Origin of the sequence: Quatrionicoccus australiensis (assembly GCF_020510425.1) — a bacterium.
Taxonomy (GTDB): domain Bacteria; phylum Pseudomonadota; class Gammaproteobacteria; order Burkholderiales; family Rhodocyclaceae; genus Azonexus; species Azonexus australiensis_A.
In genome coordinates, this window is record NZ_JAHBAH010000001.1 from 3,399,551 (window position 1) to 3,414,636 (window position 15,086).

At 60.0% G+C, this 15,086-nt stretch carries 14 protein-coding genes; 13 read left to right on the forward strand and 1 reads right to left on the reverse strand.

The window, feature by feature from the left end; translation table 11 throughout:
• Positions 1-17: 17 nt before the first annotated feature.
• From KIG99_RS16360 to KIG99_RS16375, 4 genes are all read left to right on the forward strand, one after another.
• Positions 18-1,361: an argininosuccinate synthase gene (locus KIG99_RS16360; protein WP_226461108.1), complete on the forward strand. Its 1,344-nt coding sequence runs from the start codon at positions 18-20 to the stop codon at positions 1,359-1,361.
• A 3-nt stretch (positions 1,362-1,364) separates the two neighbouring features.
• The gene (locus KIG99_RS16365) at positions 1,365-1,589 is read left to right on the forward strand and encodes a DUF2788 domain-containing protein (RefSeq protein WP_226442994.1); all 225 of its coding nucleotides are present in this window, start codon (positions 1,365-1,367) and stop codon (positions 1,587-1,589) included.
• The gene (gene ppnP / locus KIG99_RS16370; protein ID WP_226461109.1) at positions 1,590-1,907 is read left to right on the forward strand and encodes a pyrimidine/purine nucleoside phosphorylase; all 318 of its coding nucleotides are present in this window, start codon (positions 1,590-1,592) and stop codon (positions 1,905-1,907) included.
• A gap of 73 nt (positions 1,908-1,980) precedes the next feature.
• The gene (locus KIG99_RS16375) at positions 1,981-2,475 is read left to right on the forward strand and encodes a YajQ family cyclic di-GMP-binding protein (RefSeq protein WP_226461110.1); all 495 of its coding nucleotides are present in this window, start codon (positions 1,981-1,983) and stop codon (positions 2,473-2,475) included.
• An 81-nt stretch (positions 2,476-2,556) separates the two neighbouring features.
• Here the strand turns inward: KIG99_RS16375 and KIG99_RS16380 are convergent, their stop codons facing one another.
• Positions 2,557-3,270, reverse strand: coding sequence for a type 1 glutamine amidotransferase (locus KIG99_RS16380; protein ID WP_226461111.1), 714 nt, complete (start codon positions 3,268-3,270; stop codon positions 2,557-2,559).
• A 25-nt stretch (positions 3,271-3,295) separates the two neighbouring features.
• Between KIG99_RS16380 and KIG99_RS16385 the strand changes: the two genes are divergently transcribed.
• From KIG99_RS16385 to KIG99_RS16425, 9 genes are all read left to right on the forward strand, one after another.
• On the forward strand, positions 3,296-3,931 hold the full coding sequence (locus tag KIG99_RS16385) for a retropepsin-like aspartic protease family protein (RefSeq protein WP_226461112.1): 636 nt from the start codon (positions 3,296-3,298) through the stop codon (positions 3,929-3,931).
• A 10-nt stretch (positions 3,932-3,941) separates the two neighbouring features.
• Positions 3,942-4,199 carry a hypothetical protein gene (locus KIG99_RS16390; protein WP_226461113.1) on the forward strand — a complete coding sequence of 86 codons (258 nt, stop codon included), beginning with the start codon at positions 3,942-3,944 and terminating at the stop codon, positions 4,197-4,199.
• Positions 4,196-4,789 (forward strand): CoA pyrophosphatase, encoded by a 594-nt coding sequence (locus tag KIG99_RS16395; protein WP_226461114.1) that lies wholly within the window; start codon positions 4,196-4,198, stop codon positions 4,787-4,789. The genes KIG99_RS16390 and KIG99_RS16395 overlap by 4 nt, the downstream gene beginning before the upstream one ends.
• A 63-nt stretch (positions 4,790-4,852) precedes the next feature.
• Entirely contained in the window at positions 4,853-5,776 is a 924-nt protein-coding gene (locus KIG99_RS16400; RefSeq protein ID WP_226461115.1) for a CobD/CbiB family protein, read from the forward strand.
• Between the two features lie 23 nt (positions 5,777-5,799).
• Positions 5,800-6,981: an acetyl-CoA C-acyltransferase family protein gene (locus tag KIG99_RS16405; protein ID WP_226461116.1), complete on the forward strand. Its 1,182-nt coding sequence runs from the start codon at positions 5,800-5,802 to the stop codon at positions 6,979-6,981.
• A 204-nt stretch (positions 6,982-7,185) separates the two neighbouring features.
• A complete protein-coding gene (locus KIG99_RS16410; RefSeq protein WP_226461117.1) occupies positions 7,186-8,598 on the forward strand; it encodes a circularly permuted type 2 ATP-grasp protein in 1,413 nt (470 codons plus the stop codon).
• A gap of 3 nt (positions 8,599-8,601) precedes the next feature.
• On the forward strand, positions 8,602-9,549 hold the full coding sequence (locus KIG99_RS16415) for an alpha-E domain-containing protein (protein WP_226461118.1): 948 nt from the start codon (positions 8,602-8,604) through the stop codon (positions 9,547-9,549).
• 853 nt (positions 9,550-10,402) lie between these two features.
• Complete coding sequence (locus KIG99_RS16420) at positions 10,403-11,530, forward strand: aminotransferase class V-fold PLP-dependent enzyme (RefSeq protein WP_226461119.1); 1,128 nt, start codon at positions 10,403-10,405, stop codon at positions 11,528-11,530.
• Positions 11,531-11,684: 154 nt separating this feature from the next.
• The gene (locus KIG99_RS16425) at positions 11,685-15,047 is read left to right on the forward strand and encodes a transglutaminase family protein (RefSeq protein WP_226461120.1); all 3,363 of its coding nucleotides are present in this window, start codon (positions 11,685-11,687) and stop codon (positions 15,045-15,047) included.
• Positions 15,048-15,086 lie beyond the last annotated feature (39 nt).

Genomic DNA, 15,086 nt, shown 5'->3' on the forward strand with positions numbered 1-15,086 from the left:
TGAAACAAGGAACTGAAATGAGCGACATCAAGAAAGTAGTGCTGGCCTATTCGGGCGGTCTGGATACCTCGGTCATCCTCAAGTGGTTGCAGGATGTGTACAAGTGCGAAGTCGTCACCTTCACGGCCGACCTCGGTCAGGGTGAGGAGCTGGAGCCGGCGCGTACCAAGGCGCTGAAGGCCGGCATCAAGCCGAAAAACATCTACATCGACGACGTGCGCGAAGAATTCGTCCGCGACTTCGTCTTCCCGATGTTCCGTGCCAATACCGTCTATGAAGGCGAATACCTGCTCGGTACCTCGATTGCCCGGCCGCTGATCGCCAAGCGCCTGGTCGATATCGTCAATGAAACCGGCGCTGACGCCATTTGTCACGGCGCGACTGGCAAGGGTAACGACCAGGTGCGTTTCGAGCTCGGCGCCTATGCGCTGAAGCCGGGCATCAAAGTCATCGCGCCGTGGCGCGAGTGGGACCTGATGTCGCGCGAAAAGCTGATGGCCTATGCCGAGAAGCATGGCATCGAAATCGACATGAAGCACAAGAAGGGTGGCTCGCCGTATTCGATGGACGCCAACCTGCTGCATATCTCCTACGAAGGTCGTCACCTGGAAGATCCGGCCGCTGAAGCCGAAGAATCGATGTGGCGCTGGACCGTGTCGCCGGAAAAGGCACCGAACAAGGCCGAGTATCTCGACCTTGAATTCGTTGCCGGTGATCTGGTGGCAATCAACGGCAAGAAGATGAAGGCGCACGAACTGCTTGCCACGCTGAACGAGCTTGGCGGCAAGCACGGTATCGGTCGTCTTGACTTGGTCGAGAACCGCTACGTTGGCATGAAGTCGCGCGGCTGTTACGAAACCCCGGGCGGCACCATCCTGCTGCGCGCACACCGTGCCATCGAGTCGGTCACGCTGGATCGCGAAGTCGCCCACCTCAAGGACGACCTGATGCCGCGTTACGCCAGTCTGGTGTACAACGGCTACTGGTGGAGCCCGGAGCGCAAGGCGCTGCAGGTGCTGATCGACCATACGCAACAGACGGTCAACGGTACGGTTCGCCTCAAATTGTACAAGGGCAACGTCATCGTCGTCGGTCGCGACTCGCAGACCGATTCGCTGTTCGATTCGACCATCGCCACCTTCGAGGACGATGCCGGTGCTTACGATCAGCGCGATGCAGGCGGTTTCATCAAGCTCAACGCGCTGCGCATGCGGATCGCCGCCAATCTGGCTGCCAAAAAGGCGGCCAAGCCGGCAACGGCCAAGAAAGCTGCACCGGCAGCCAAGGCCGCTCCGGCCAAGGCTGCGGCACCGAAGAAGGCCGCTGCTGCCAAAAAGCCGGCTGCCAAGAAAAAGGGCTGATTGATGGAAAGCGGCACCGTATTCGGTTTCAATGAAGAACAGATCGCGGACTTTTTCTCGACCTGGGGTGTCGCGGCTTTCATCATTTTCATGCTCTTCATCATCGGCGAGATTGCCTGGAAGTCGAAAGCCGGCAAGACGGGTACCTTCGTGCTCTTCTTCGTGCTGGCTTTCGGCATGGTCGGTTTTGTCGCCAAATCAGTCATTCAGAAAATCTGGGGTATTTAAATGTCGCAATACGACAAGGTTTCCGTGGTCAAGAAGGCCAATGTTTATTTTGATGGCAAGTGCGTCAGCCATACCGTCGTGCTCGAAGACGGCACCAAGAAGACGGTTGGCGTGATCCTGCCGTCCAGCCTGACCTTCAATACCGGCGCGCCGGAAATCATGGAAGGCGTTGGCGGCTCGTGCCGCGTCAAGCTCAAGGGCGAAAACGAATGGACGACCTATGGTGATGGCCAGTCCTTCAACGTGCCGGGCAATTCCAGCTTCGAAATTGCCTGTGACGAGCCGTATCACTACGTCTGCCATTTTGGCTCCGACTAACCTGAAGGTTAGTCTTCGCCGCAACAAGCCGCTACGCGGCGTGTTGTGGGATTTTTGAAAACAAGGAGTATTCATGCCGAGCTTTGACTTTACCTCCGAAGCAGACATGGTTGGCCTGAAGAATGCCATCGACGTCACTTCGCGCCAGATCGACAATCGCTATGACTTCAAGGGCACTTCGGCCAAGGTCGAACTGAACGAGAAGGACAAGGTCATCACCCTGTGGGGCGACTCCGACTTCCAGCTTGACCAGATCAAGGACCTGCTTTTCCCGGCCATGGAAAAGAAGGAAAAGGAAAGCGTCAAGCGCCTCGATCACCAGAAGGTGGTTAGCGTTTCCGGCAACAAGGTCAAGCAGGAAATGAAGATCAAGGACGGGATCGACAGCGAGCTCGCCAAGAAAATCGTCAAGCTGGTCAAGGATGGCAAGCTCAAGGTCCAGGCCTCGATCCAGGGCGATATGGTGCGCGTTCAGGGTGCCAAGCGTGACGATCTGCAGGGCTGCATCGCGTTGATCACCAAATCGATTACCGATTTCCCGATCAAGTACGGCAATTTCCGCGACTAGACATTCCTGTCGGTCGACCGGCTGAAAAAGGCAAAAACGGGCATCGCGGATGCCCGTTTTCTTTTCGCCGGATAGTCCGGCTCAGCGCTTCAGGCCCTTGATCCAGGTCGAATAAAGCTGTTCCGACAAGAGGCGCATCGTCGGCAGGCGGGCAGCGATTTCCTGCTGCATGACTTCCGGTAGCTGGACGCTGGGCTGGTCGGCGGCCGTGATCGCCTCGTCGGCCCACTGTTCGCACCAGGTGGCGATCATTTCCGGGGTCATTTCGACATGGCATTGCATGCCGAGGTGTGGTCCCTTGACGAACATCTGGTTGGCACAATACGCATTGCTCAGCAGACGAGAGGCTCCCTCCGGCAGGCTGAAGGTTTCGCCGTGCCACTGGAAGATGGTGCCCGCATTGCCGGCAAAGGGGCCGAGCCATTGTCGGGCGATCGCATCATCCTCGCCGCAGCCTTCGCTCCAGCCGATTTCCTTGACCGGATTGCGGGTGACCTGGCCGCCCAGCGCCTTGCTCAGCAACTGGCCGCCCAGGCAATGACCGATGACCGGGATGTTGCTCGCCGCGGCCTGGCGAATCAGGGTGCATACTGGCTCTATCCAGGGCAGGGGGTCATTGACGCTCATCGGCCCGCCCATGAAACAGAGGCCGGAAAAGGCGTCGACCGTTGTCGGTACGGCTTCGCCTTCGTCAAGGGCGATCAGTGTCCATGGAATCCCTTGCTGCTCAAGGAATATGGCAAAATAACCGGGACCTTCAGTCGGGGAGTGGCGAAAGATGGCAACAGGTAGCATGGCAATAAAGTCGTCAGGAAAAATGATGTTTCATTTTACGCTGGCCCTGCTGGTTGCAGGTCTGTTTCCCATGCTTGCAGCGGCGCAGGAGGTTGGTTTGGCTGGCATCATGGGGAGCAAGGCCATGCTCATGGTCAATGGCGGTGAGCCGCAGGCTGTGGCCATTGGGCAGAGCCTGGATGGCGTCAAGCTGCTCTCCGTACAGGGTGATCAGGTCGTGGTCGAGGTCGGTGGCAAGAAGCGGCCGCTGCGCGTCGGCCAGCATGCGGTTGGCGTCTCGAATGGCGATGGTTCGGGCAAGATCATCATGACGGCCGATGGTCAGGGACATTTTTATACGACCGGGACAATTAACGGGACCTCGGTGCGCTTTGTGGTGGATACTGGGGCGACGATGATTTCCCTGGGGGCAACCGATGCTCGCCGGATTGGTCTCGATTTCAATCGCGGCCAGAAGCTGATTTCGCAAACGGCCAACGGCCAGACCGTGGTCAGCAAGTTGCAACTCGACACTGTTCGCCTGGGTGATATCACCTTGCACGGCGTCGATGCCGTTGTTCACCAGAATGAAATGCCGATTGCGCTGCTGGGCATGAGTTTCCTCAACCGGATGGAAATGCAGCGCGACGGCAGTACGATGACACTTAAAAAACGATTCTAGGAGAAAGATCATGCCGGACCGTGACCAGGAAATAAGCATGTTGCGCCATGAATTGGAAATGCTGATGAGCGAGCGCCAGTCGATTTTGCGGATTGTTGGTGCGGCGGCTGCACTGATTGCCTGTCTGGACAGCAAGCGCTTGCCGGTGGGCGCGATTGAGGCGGCCGATGTGGTTGCAACTTCGATCAATTGCCTGTCGGAAGAGACTTTGCAGGATGCGCTGAATGCCGTTCATGCCGAAATCGAGGACAACGTTCCGGCAGCATGAATCCCGATCTGCAAAGCATAAGGAATTGTCTGCTGGCGGCTCCTGCCGCGAGCGACTTTATTCAGGAAGAGGGCGGCGAGGGTTTGTCGCTGACTGCCGCCGCCGTGCTGTTTCCCATCGTCCTGCGCGAAGCCGGGCCTACCGTTTTGCTCACCCAGCGTACGGCACATTTGCGCGACCACGGCGGGCAGATCAGTTTTCCCGGTGGACGGGTCGAAAATGAAGATTTATCGCCGGTCGATACCGCTCTGCGTGAAACGGAAGAAGAGATCGGGCTGGCGCGTCAGCACATCGAGATTCTCGGTTTCCTGCCGGAGTACCGAACCGGTACCGGTTTCAGGGTGACGCCCGTGGTCGGAGTGGTGCAACCGCCCTTTGAATTGAGCGTTGATCCGTTCGAAGTGGCCGAAGCCTTCGAGGTGCCGCTGGATTTTCTTCTCAATCCCCTGAATCACAAGGAACATTCGCTGCACTACCGTGGGGCCATGCGGCACTTTTTTGCCATGCCCTATGGCGATTATTTTATCTGGGGGGCGACGGCCGGCATGATTCGGTCGCTGACAGCCCGCCTTGGTCTGCATCCCGCCTGAGCTTGTGGTATGGTGGTGCTTTAGCATAAGAAAATATGCCGATTACGGCGAAATCTCCGCCCCATGAGTCTTTTCTCGCTGATTGCTGTTTTTCTCATCGAGCAGCTACAACCCCTCTCTTACCGCCGCGTGGTGGTTGCCCCTCTTTCTGGCTGGGCAGATTTCATCGAGTCTCGCTGCAATGCGGGGGAGTATCGTCACGGCGTCATCGCCTGGTGTCTCGCCGTATTGCTGCCGGTTGGCCTGGTGGCCGTGCTGTATGCTCTGCTTTATTCGCTGAATCCTCTGCTGGCCTGGGCGTTCAACGTTGTCGTGCTGTATCTGACCATGGGCTTTCGTCAGTTCAGCCATCATTACACCGAAATCCAGCTGGCGCTGCGCCAGGAAGATTTGCCTCGGGCCCGCGCGCTGCTCGCAGAATGGCTGGGGCGCTCGGTCAGTGAATTGGGCTCGGAGGATATTGCCCGACTGTCCATAGAGCAGGCGCTGCTTGCTTCGCACCGGCATGTTTTTGCCGTGCTGCTCTGGTTCGTTTTGTTGCCGGGGCCGTGTGGTGCCGTTCTTTACCGGATGTCGGCGGTGATTGCCGAGCGCTGGCACAACCGTAATGTGACTGAGCATAATGTGTTCTTCACGTTTTCCTGCCAGGTTTTCGGTATTATCGACTGGCTGCCATTGCGTGCGACAGCGGCCATCTTCGCCATCGTCGGTGATTTCGAAGACGCGGTTTATTGCTGGCGGACGCAGGCTGATCAATGGCCGGAGCGTGATCAGGGGATTGTGCTGGCCAGTGGCGCCGGGGCGCTGGGAGTTCAGCTCGGGATGCCGGTGCTGGATGATGGCCTGGTGACGGATCGTGCTGCGCTGGGTACGGGTGATCCGGCCGATGTAGATTTCATGCAGAGTGCCGTGGGCCTTGTCTGGCGGGCCACGGTCATGTGGATTGTGTTGCTGTTTTTGTTGGGGCTTGCCAGTCTGGCAGGCTGAATGATTCTTACAAGGAGATGTTTATGAGCAGAGAAGTCGTCGTTCTTAGCGCAGTCCGTTCGCCGATTGGTGCCTTTGGTGGTTCCCTGGCTGATTTCGAAAGTACCGAACTGGCCGGCATCGTCATGAAGGAAGCGATTGCTCGCTCCGGTGTCGATCCGCAGGCAATCAACTACGTCACAGTCGGTACCACGATGCCGACGGATTCCCGCTACGCTTACGTTTCCCGCGTTGCTTCCATCCAGGCCGGCCTGTCGATGGATTCCGTCGCCATGCAGGTTTCCCGCCTCTGTGCTTCCGGTCTGCAAGGCATTGTAACTACCGCCCAGAACCTGATGCTGGGTGATGCCGACTACGGTATCGGTGGCGGCGTCGAAGTCATGTCCAAGGCCGCCTACCTGATGCCGGCATTGCGTTCGGGTGCCCGCATGGGTGACACCAAGGCCATCGACTCCATGGTTGCCGTGCTGACCGACCCGTTCGGTGTTGGCCACATGGGCATCACGGCTGAGAACCTTGCTGCCAAGCATGGCATTACCCGTGAAGAGCAGGATGCCTTCGCTGTCGAATCGCAGCGTCGTGCTACCGCCGCCATTGCTGCCGGTCACTTCAAGTCGCAGATTTTCCCGATCGTCAAACAAACCCGCAAGGGCGAAGTGGTGTTCGACACCGACGAGCACGTCAAGTCCAACACGACGATGGAATCCCTGGCCAAGATGAAACCGGCCTTCAAGAAGGACGGCACGGTCACGGCCGGTAACGCTTCCGGTATCAACGACGGCGCTGCCTTCTTCGTTCTGGCTGCTGCCGACGTCGCTGCCAAGGCTGGTCACAAGGCCATGGCCCGCATCGCCTCCTACGCCGTTGCCGGCGTGCCGAACGATGTCATGGGCGAAGGTCCGATTCCGGCCACCAAGCTGGCGCTGAAGAAGGCCGGCCTGACGCTGGATCAGATGGACGTCATCGAATCCAACGAAGCCTTTGCTGCCCAGGCGCTGTCGGTTTCCAAGGTGCTCGGTCTCGATCCGGCCAAGACCAATCCGAACGGCGGCGCTATCGCTCTCGGTCACCCGGTTGGCTGTTCCGGTGCCTTCATCGCCACCAAGGCGCTGTATGAACTGGAACGTGTTGGCGGCAAGTATGCGCTGGTTACGATGTGTATCGGTGGTGGTCAAGGTATTGCAGTCATTTTCGAACGCGCCTGATCGCTTCGGTCTTTCCGTTGTTCAGAAAACCCGCCGGAGCAATCCGGCGGGTTTTTTATTTGCACCACTTTGAAATACAGATGCACCACGGTAGGGCGTTGCCCTGTTCTGTCGATTTCTAATTCACTGATTTCGTGATGTTTTGGACAGTGGCATGGAATCTGCTGAATTACTTTCGAGAGCATCCTCAGCGACGAGTCCAATATGAACTTCTATAACGAAATGATGGACGCCAACGACGGCGTCCGTGCTCACTATCAGGGTTACGATCAATGGCTCAAGGCGACGCCTGCCGAGCGCATCGCGCGCAAGCGGGCTGAAGCGGACCTGGCTTTCCATCGGGTCGGCATCACCTTCGCGGTGTACGGCGAAGAGGCAGGCAAGGAGCGCCTGATTCCCTTCGACATCATTCCGCGCATCATTCCCTCGGCCGAATGGCTGGCGCTGCAGGCTGGCCTGCGCCAGCGTGTCACTGCGTTGAACATGTTCCTGCACGACATCTACCACGATCAGGAAATTCTCAAGGCCGGCAAGATTCCGGCCGAGCAGATTCTCAACAACGCCCAGTACCGTCCGATCATGCGGGGTGTTGATGTACCGGGGGGCGTCTATGCCCATATCGCCGGCGTCGATATCGTGCGCGCCGGTGCTGGCGAGTTCTACGTCCTGGAAGACAACCTGCGCGTACCGTCCGGCGTTTCCTACATGCTCGAAGACCGCAAGATGATGATGCGCCTCTTCCCCGAGTTGTTCGCCAAGCACAAGGTGGCGCCGGTGCAGCACTATCCGGACATGCTGCTGGAAAAGTTGCGCGCCGTCGCGCCGCAGGGCGTCAGCAATCCGACTGTGGTCGTGATGACGCCGGGCGCCTACAACAGTGCCTATTTCGAACATACCTTCCTGGCCCAGCAGATGGGGGTCGAACTGGTCGAGGGGCGCGATCTCTTCGTCAAGGACGAAGTGGTTTACATGCAGACGACGCAGGGGCCGCAGCGCGTCGATGTGATCTATCGCCGGATTGACGACGATTACATGGATCCCAGGGTTTTCCGCGCCGAATCGACGCTGGGCGTGCCGGGCATTCTCAAGGCCTACCAGGCCGGCAACGTGACCCTGGCCAATGCGATCGGCACCGGTGTCGCCGACGACAAGTCGATCTACCCGTACGTGCCGGAGATGATCCGTTTCTACCTCGGCGAAGAGCCCAAACTCAACAACGTGCCGACCTACATGTGCCGCAAGCCGGATGATCTGAAATACGTTCTCGATCATCTGCCGGAACTGGTGGTCAAGGAAGTGCATGGTGCCGGCGGCTACGGCATGCTGGTCGGACCGGCTTCGACGAAGGAGCAGATCGAGCATTTCCGGCAATTGCTGATCGCCAAGCCGGAAGGCTACATAGCCCAGCCGACGCTGGCCTTGTCCAACTGCCCGACTTTTGTCGAGGAAGGCATTGCGCCGCGCCACCTTGATCTGCGTCCCTTCGTACTGTCCTCGGGCAAGTGCGTCAACATGGTGCCGGGTGGTCTGACCCGCGTCGCCCTGACCGAGGGTTCGTTGGTCGTCAATTCGTCGCAGGGCGGCGGTACCAAAGACACCTGGGTTCTGGAGGATTAAGTCATGCTGAGTCGTACTGCCGATCACCTTTTCTGGATGTCCCGCTACATCGAGCGGGCCGAAAATCTCGCCCGTCTGCTCGACGTTACCTGGCAGATGTCCCTGGTGCCGCAATCGCTTGATGCCGCCAACCAGAACTGGAATGCCATCATTGCCCTGAACAGCCTTGAGGTGGCCTATGCCAAGAAGTATTCGGAAATCACCGCTGAAAACGTCCTGCGTTTCATGGTCAGCGATGCCGATAATTTCGCCTCCATCCACAGTTGCCTGCGCATGGCGCGTGAAAATGCCCATGCCGTGCGTGGCACGATCACCACGGAAATGTGGGAAACCCTGAATTCGACCTGGCTGGAAGCGCGGGAAAAGAGCTTCGAGCAACTCCTGAACGCTGGGATCGGCGAGTTTTTCGAGTGGGTCAAGATGCGCTCCTCGCTGTCGCGTGGCACGACGCTGGGTACGCTGCTGCAGGACAAGGCTTACCACTTCATCCGCCTTGGCACGCTGTTGGAGCGGGCCGACAATACGGCGCGCATTCTTGACGTCAAATATCACGTCCTGCGCCCGCAGGGCGACGAAGGCGCGACTGATTTCTACCAGTGGGGCGCCTTGCTGCGTTCGGTTTCGGCTTTCGAGGTCTACCGCAAGGTTTACCGTGATGCCATTACGCCGGAACGGGTTGCCGAGTTGCTGATCCTGCGTGACGATATGCCGCGTTCGCTGCATTTCTGCATGAATGGCGTGGTCAAGAATCTCGATCTGATCGCCAACAGCCATTCCGGCGAAACCCAGCGCCAGGCGGGTTTGCTGCATGCCAAGCTGCATTACGCGCGGGTCGAGGATATTCTCGAGCAGGGTTTGCATGAGTGGCTGACTGACTTCATGGATCACATCTATATGCTGGGGGATGGGATCAGCAAGGACTTTTTGGCGCCGATGGCGGAGGCGGCTTAAGGTTGGTTTTTCTCCGGCCACGATCCGGTTTCGGGTCGTGGCTGGCGTGTCCTCTGTAATTGGGTGTTTCGTTTTTTGGCGGCTTTGTTTCGCCTTGTGAGGCGTCTGTCTCGCTTACGGATGATGTTGTTTTTGTTTGGCGTGATGGTTCCGCCTTGCGGGCGGGCGTACTTTCTTTTGCTTCGCCAAAAGAAAGTAGCCAAAGAAAAGGCGACCCCCGGGTCGGCGCCCGCTGCGCGGGTCCCTTGCGCTACTCGGTTGTCCGGGCGGCTTGCTAAACTCGCCTGCGGCTCAGACAGACGCAAGCCGAAACCCCCGGCCAGCCTGCGTTGCTCAGCGCCTCTCAGGGGGACCCGAAAGGCGTCGCCGCCGAACTAGTGGAGATGGTTTTGGGCTTTTCCCAGCGGTCGACCGTTAAAAAGCGGCATTTTCTGTTCTTGGGCAGAGCCGTCGTTCCGAGACGCTTTTCCGGGTCCCCATGTGGAGCGCCGAGCAACGGAGAAGGGCCGGGGGCCTTCGGCGAGGACTGTTTGAGGCCCGTAGGGCCGAGTTCCGCAGCCGCCCGGTCCTTCGAGTAGCGCAGGGGAGTCGGCGTAGCCGACCGCGTAACCTGGGGGCGCCTTTTCTTTGGCTACTTTCTTTTGGCGAAGCAAAAGAAAGTACGCCCGCCCGCAAGGCGGAACCCCCACGCCAAACAAGAGCAGCATTTTCCGTAAGCGAGACGGACACCCCGCCGAGCGGAAACCAGCCGCCAATCAAACCAGAACTCAATTTGCCGCCAACCGGAATAGCCCGAAAGCCCCCTTCGGCGTTATCCTCCCGGATCAACAAAAACACCCTCAGGAGCCACCCCATGTCCCGTCTGCTGCCCGCCGTCGACCCCGACGGCCTGCTCGAATATTCCGTGGTCTATACCGACCGCGCCCTGAATCACATGTCGCAATCCTTCCAGGGCACGATGCGCGATGTGTCGCGGATACTCAAGCAGGTCTATGGCGCGCATTCGGTAGCCATCGTGCCGGGCAGCGGCACTTTCGGGATGGAGGCGGTGGCGCGGCAGTTTGCGACCGACAAAAAGGTGCTGGTGATTCGCAACGGCTGGTTCAGCTTCCGCTGGACGCAGATTTTCGAGATGGGCCGGATTCCGTCCGAGGCTGTCGTGCTCAAGGCGCAGCGCCAGGGCGAGGGGAGCCAGGCGCCGTTTGCGCCGCCAGCGGTCGACGTCGTGGTGGCGGCCATTTTGCGCGAAAAGCCGGCCGTGGTTTTCGCGCCGCATGTCGAGACGGCATCCGGCATCATCCTGCCGACTGCGTACATCCAGGCGGTAGCCGAAGCCGTGCACGCCGTGGGTGGCTTGTTCGTGCTTGACTGCATCGCTTCCGGCGCGATCTGGGTCGATATGCAGGCGAGTGGCGTCGATGTGCTGATCAGCGCGCCGCAGAAGGGCTGGAGCGCTTCACCGTGCTGCGCGCTGGTGATGCTGGGCGAGCGGGCGCGGACGGCGATCGAGACGACGACCAGCACCAGTTTTGCCTGCGACCTGAAGAAGTGGCTGCAGATCATGGAAACCTACGAGGGCGGCGCGCACGCCTATCACGCAACGATGCCGACCGACGGCATCGCGCGCCTGCATGAAGTGATGCTCGAAATGGAAGCCTACGGTTTCGATCGCATCATGGACGAGCAGCAGGCGCTGGGCGATCAGGTGCGGGCGCTGCTTGCCAGCCAGGGTTTCCCCAGCGTCGCGGCCGAGGGCTTTGGCGCGCCGGGCGTGGTGGTCAGCTACACGACCGATCCCGATATCCAGACCGGCAAGAAGTTCATCGGTCTCGGTCTGCAGACGGCGGCAGGCGTACCGCTGCAATGCGACGAGCCGGCCGATTACCGGACGTTCCGGGTCGGCCTGTTCGGCCTCGACAAGTTGCACAACATCGAGCGCACGCTGCGTCATCTGGCTGACGCATTGGTGCAAGTAAAATAATGCGACAAGAGGTGCGCACCGGCCTGGTGCGCACCATGCTGAAGCAGGCCTTGGCTTGGTGCCTCTGGGTCGGCGCGTTGCCAATAATCAATGGCTTACAAGCTGGTTCATGTCTTGCTTTTAAGCTGTCAGTCTATCTGCCCGGAGCAAGCCAGTGTCCATTCATGTCGCACTAAATCACGTCACTCATTACTCCTACGATCGCCTGATCAATCTCGGGCCGCAGGTCATCCGCCTGCGCCCCTGCCCGCATTCGCGGACGCGCATTCTTTCGTACTCGCTGAAGGTCGGGCCGGAAAAGCACTTCATCAACTGGCAGCAGGATCCGCAGGGCAATTACCTGGCCCGCCTGGTCTTCCCGGAAAAGACCCGCGAGTTCCGTGTCGAGGTCGATCTGGTCGCCGAGATGTCGGTGATCAATCCCTTCGACTTCTTCCTCGAGCCGCACGCCGAGAAGATTCCCTTTGCCTACGAGGCCGGTGAGCGCCACGAACTGGCGCCTTACCTCTACAAGGTCAATTACGGCCCCGAGTTCGACAAGTACGTGGCCGGCATTTCGCGCGAGCCGCTGCGCAGCGTCGATTTCCTGGTCGCGATCAATGCCCAGGTCCAGCGCGACATCGGCTACACCATCCGCATGGAACCCGGCGTCCAGACGCCGGAGGAAACGCTGACCAAGCGTTCCGGCTCCTGCCGCGACTCCGCCTGGCTGCTGGTGCAGGTGTTGCGTCACCTTGGTCTGGCGGCACGTTTCGTTTCCGGCTACCTGATCCAGTTGACCGCTGACGTCAAGTCGCTGGATGGCCCGTCCGGTCCGGAAAAGGATTTTACCGATCTGCACGCGTGGACCGAAGTCTATTTGCCGGGCGCCGGCTGGATCGGCCTCGATCCGACCTCCGGCCTGTTTGCCGGCGAAGGCCATATCCCGCTCGCCTGCACGCCGGAACCCTCGTCGGCGGCGCCGATCAGCGGCGGTATCGACAAGTGCGAAACCGAATTCAGTCACCACATGGGGGTTTCCCGCTTCTGGGAAGCACCGCGCGTCACCAAGCCTTACAGCGACGAGCAGTGGCTGGAGATCGAAAGCCTCGGTCACAAGATCGACGGTACACTGCAAAGTCTCGACGTTCGCCTGACCCAGGGCGGCGAGCCGACCTTCGTCGCGGTCGACGATCCGGACGGTGCCGAATGGAATACCGCCGCCCTCGGCCCGACGAAGCGCCTGTTTGCCGCCGACCTGTTCCACCGTTTGCGTGAAAAATATGCGCCGAATGGCCTGATGCATTTCGGTCAGGGCAAGTGGTATCCCGGCGAGCAATTGCCGCGCTGGTCGCTGAACTGTTTCTGGCGCAAGGATGGCGAGCCGATCTGGAATTCGCCGGCGTTGTATGCCAATGAAAGTATCAATTACGGCGTCACCGCCGAGCAGGCCGGCCACTTCCTGCGTCGCGTTGCCGAGCGCCTCGGCGTCACCGGCGAGCATGTCTTCCCGGCCTTCGAGGACGTCTATTACTACATGTGGCGCGAGCGCCGCCTGCCGGGCAATGTCGATCCCTTCGACTCGCGCGTGGACGACGCGCTGGAGCGCGAACGCCTGATGAAGGTATTCACCCAGGGCATGACGCACACCATCGGCTACACGCTGCCGATCATGAAAAACCTCGCCGACCAGTGGCAGACCGGGCCGTGGTTCCTGCGTGCCGAGCGCTGCTACCTGTTCCCCGGCGATTCGGCCATGGGTTACCGCCTGCCGATCGATTCGCAGCCGTGGACGGCGCAGAGCGATTATCCCTACGTCAATGTGCCGGATGCCGAGATGGCGACCGATCCGCTGGCAACGCACGCCGAACTGCGCGAGCGCGTCAATGCGGCGCGTGCAGCGCGCGGGCCGCAGATGCAGGACAGACGCAGCGGCTCTGCTGCCGGCTTTGCCGAAGTGCATGGCAAGGGCCGCGCCTGGGAAAAGCCGAGCGACACCCGTCCCGGCTTCAAGGAATCCGCTGCCTGGATCACGCGCCTGGCAATGTGCGCCGAGCCGCGCGACGGCAAGCTCTACATCTTCATGCCGCCGACCGAGAAGCTCGACGATTACCTGGAAATCGTTGCTGCCGTCGAGTCGACCGCTGAGGAAATGAATTTGCCGGTGATCATGGAAGGCTACGAGCCGCCCTCTGATCCGCGCCTGACGCATTTCCGCGTCACGCCCGACCCTGGCGTCATCGAAGTCAATATCCATCCGGCCAAGAGCTGGGATCAGCTGGTCGAGCAGACCACCCATCTTTACGATGCGGCGCACCTGACCCGCCTGACCACCGAGAAGTTCATGGTCGACGGCCGTCATACCGGCACCGGCGGTGGCAATCACTTCGTGCTCGGCGGCGCGACGCCGAACGATTCGCCCTTCCTGCGCCGGCCGGACCTGCTCAAGAGCCTGATCGCCTACTGGCACAATCATCCGAGCCTGTCCTACCTGTTCTCCGGCCTGTTCATCGGCCCGACCAGCCAGGCGCCGCGCGTTGATGAAGCGCGCAACGACTCGCTGTACGAACTGGAAATCGCCTTCAAGCAGATCCCGCAGCCGGGCGGAAATGTACCGCCCTGGCTGGTCGACCGTATCCTGCGCAACCTGCTTACCGACGTCACCGGCAATACGCACCGTTCCGAGTTCTGCATCGACAAGCTCTACTCGCCGGACGGCCCGACCGGCCGCCTCGGCCTGCTCGAACTGCGCGCCTTCGAAATGCCGCCGCACGCCCGCATGTCGCTGGCCCAGCAACTGCTGCTCCGGGCCATGATTGCGCGCTTCTGGGAACAGCCCTACGAGCCGGCTCGCCTGGCGCGCTGGGGCACCGAGCTGCACGACCGCTTCATGCTGCCTTTCTACGCCGAGCAGGACTTCAAGGATGTCATGCAGGAAATGGCCGAGGCCGGCTACCCGTTCAAGGCGGAATGGTTCGCGCCGCATTTCGAATTCCGCTTCCCGAAATACGGCGATTTCGCCGTCAAGGGCATCGAGTTCGAATTGCGCCACGCGCTCGAACCCTGGCATGTCATGGGCGAGGAGGGCGGCGCCGGGACCACGGTGCGTTACGTCGATTCGTCGATCGAGCGCGTCCAAGTCAAGGTCAGGGGCATGGCACCGGATCGTTATGTGCTGACTTGCAACGGCGTGCCGGTGCCGCTGCAGAACACCGGCATCAACGGCGAGTTTGTCGCCGGCGTGCGCTATCGTGCCTGGCAGCCGGCTTCCTGCCTGCATCCGACGATCGGTGTGCATGCACCGCTGGTCTTCGACCTGGTCGATACCTGGATGCAGCGTTCGCTGGGCGGTTGTCAGTATCACGTGACGCATCCGGGCGGGCGCAGTTTCGATACCTTCCCGGTCAATGCCTTTGAAGCCGAAAGTCGCCGTCTGGCGCGCTTCTTCCGCTTCGGTCATACGCCGGGCAAGATGTCGGTCGGGGCGCCGCAGATCAGCGCGGAGCACCCGTTTACGCTAGACTTGCGCCGTTCCTAACCCTTCCAGATGCGGGTTGCGGCTTTCGGGCCGCACAAA

Bases quoted from the DNA above. Each gene is read 5' to 3' on its own strand.
- KIG99_RS16385 (WP_226461112.1), top strand. From the start codon at position 3,296: ATGTTTCATTTTACGCTGGCCCTGCTGGTTGCAGGTCTGTTTCCCATG.
- KIG99_RS16390 (WP_226461113.1), top strand. From the start codon at position 3,942: ATGCCGGACCGTGACCAGGAAATAAGCATGTTGCGCCATGAATTGGAA.
- KIG99_RS16380 (WP_226461111.1), bottom strand. From the start codon at position 3,270: ATGCTACCTGTTGCCATCTTTCGCCACTCCCCGACTGAAGGTCCCGGT.
- KIG99_RS16400 (WP_226461115.1), top strand. From the start codon at position 4,853: ATGAGTCTTTTCTCGCTGATTGCTGTTTTTCTCATCGAGCAGCTACAA.
- KIG99_RS16415 (WP_226461118.1), top strand. From the start codon at position 8,602: ATGCTGAGTCGTACTGCCGATCACCTTTTCTGGATGTCCCGCTACATC.
- ppnP (WP_226461109.1), top strand. From the start codon at position 1,590: ATGTCGCAATACGACAAGGTTTCCGTGGTCAAGAAGGCCAATGTTTAT.
- KIG99_RS16410 (WP_226461117.1), top strand. From the start codon at position 7,186: ATGAACTTCTATAACGAAATGATGGACGCCAACGACGGCGTCCGTGCT.
- KIG99_RS16420 (WP_226461119.1), top strand. From the start codon at position 10,403: ATGTCCCGTCTGCTGCCCGCCGTCGACCCCGACGGCCTGCTCGAATAT.
- KIG99_RS16365 (WP_226442994.1), top strand. From the start codon at position 1,365: ATGGAAAGCGGCACCGTATTCGGTTTCAATGAAGAACAGATCGCGGAC.
- KIG99_RS16375 (WP_226461110.1), top strand. From the start codon at position 1,981: ATGCCGAGCTTTGACTTTACCTCCGAAGCAGACATGGTTGGCCTGAAG.
- KIG99_RS16360 (WP_226461108.1), top strand. From the start codon at position 18: ATGAGCGACATCAAGAAAGTAGTGCTGGCCTATTCGGGCGGTCTGGAT.
- KIG99_RS16395 (WP_226461114.1), top strand. From the start codon at position 4,196: ATGAATCCCGATCTGCAAAGCATAAGGAATTGTCTGCTGGCGGCTCCT.
- KIG99_RS16405 (WP_226461116.1), top strand. From the start codon at position 5,800: ATGAGCAGAGAAGTCGTCGTTCTTAGCGCAGTCCGTTCGCCGATTGGT.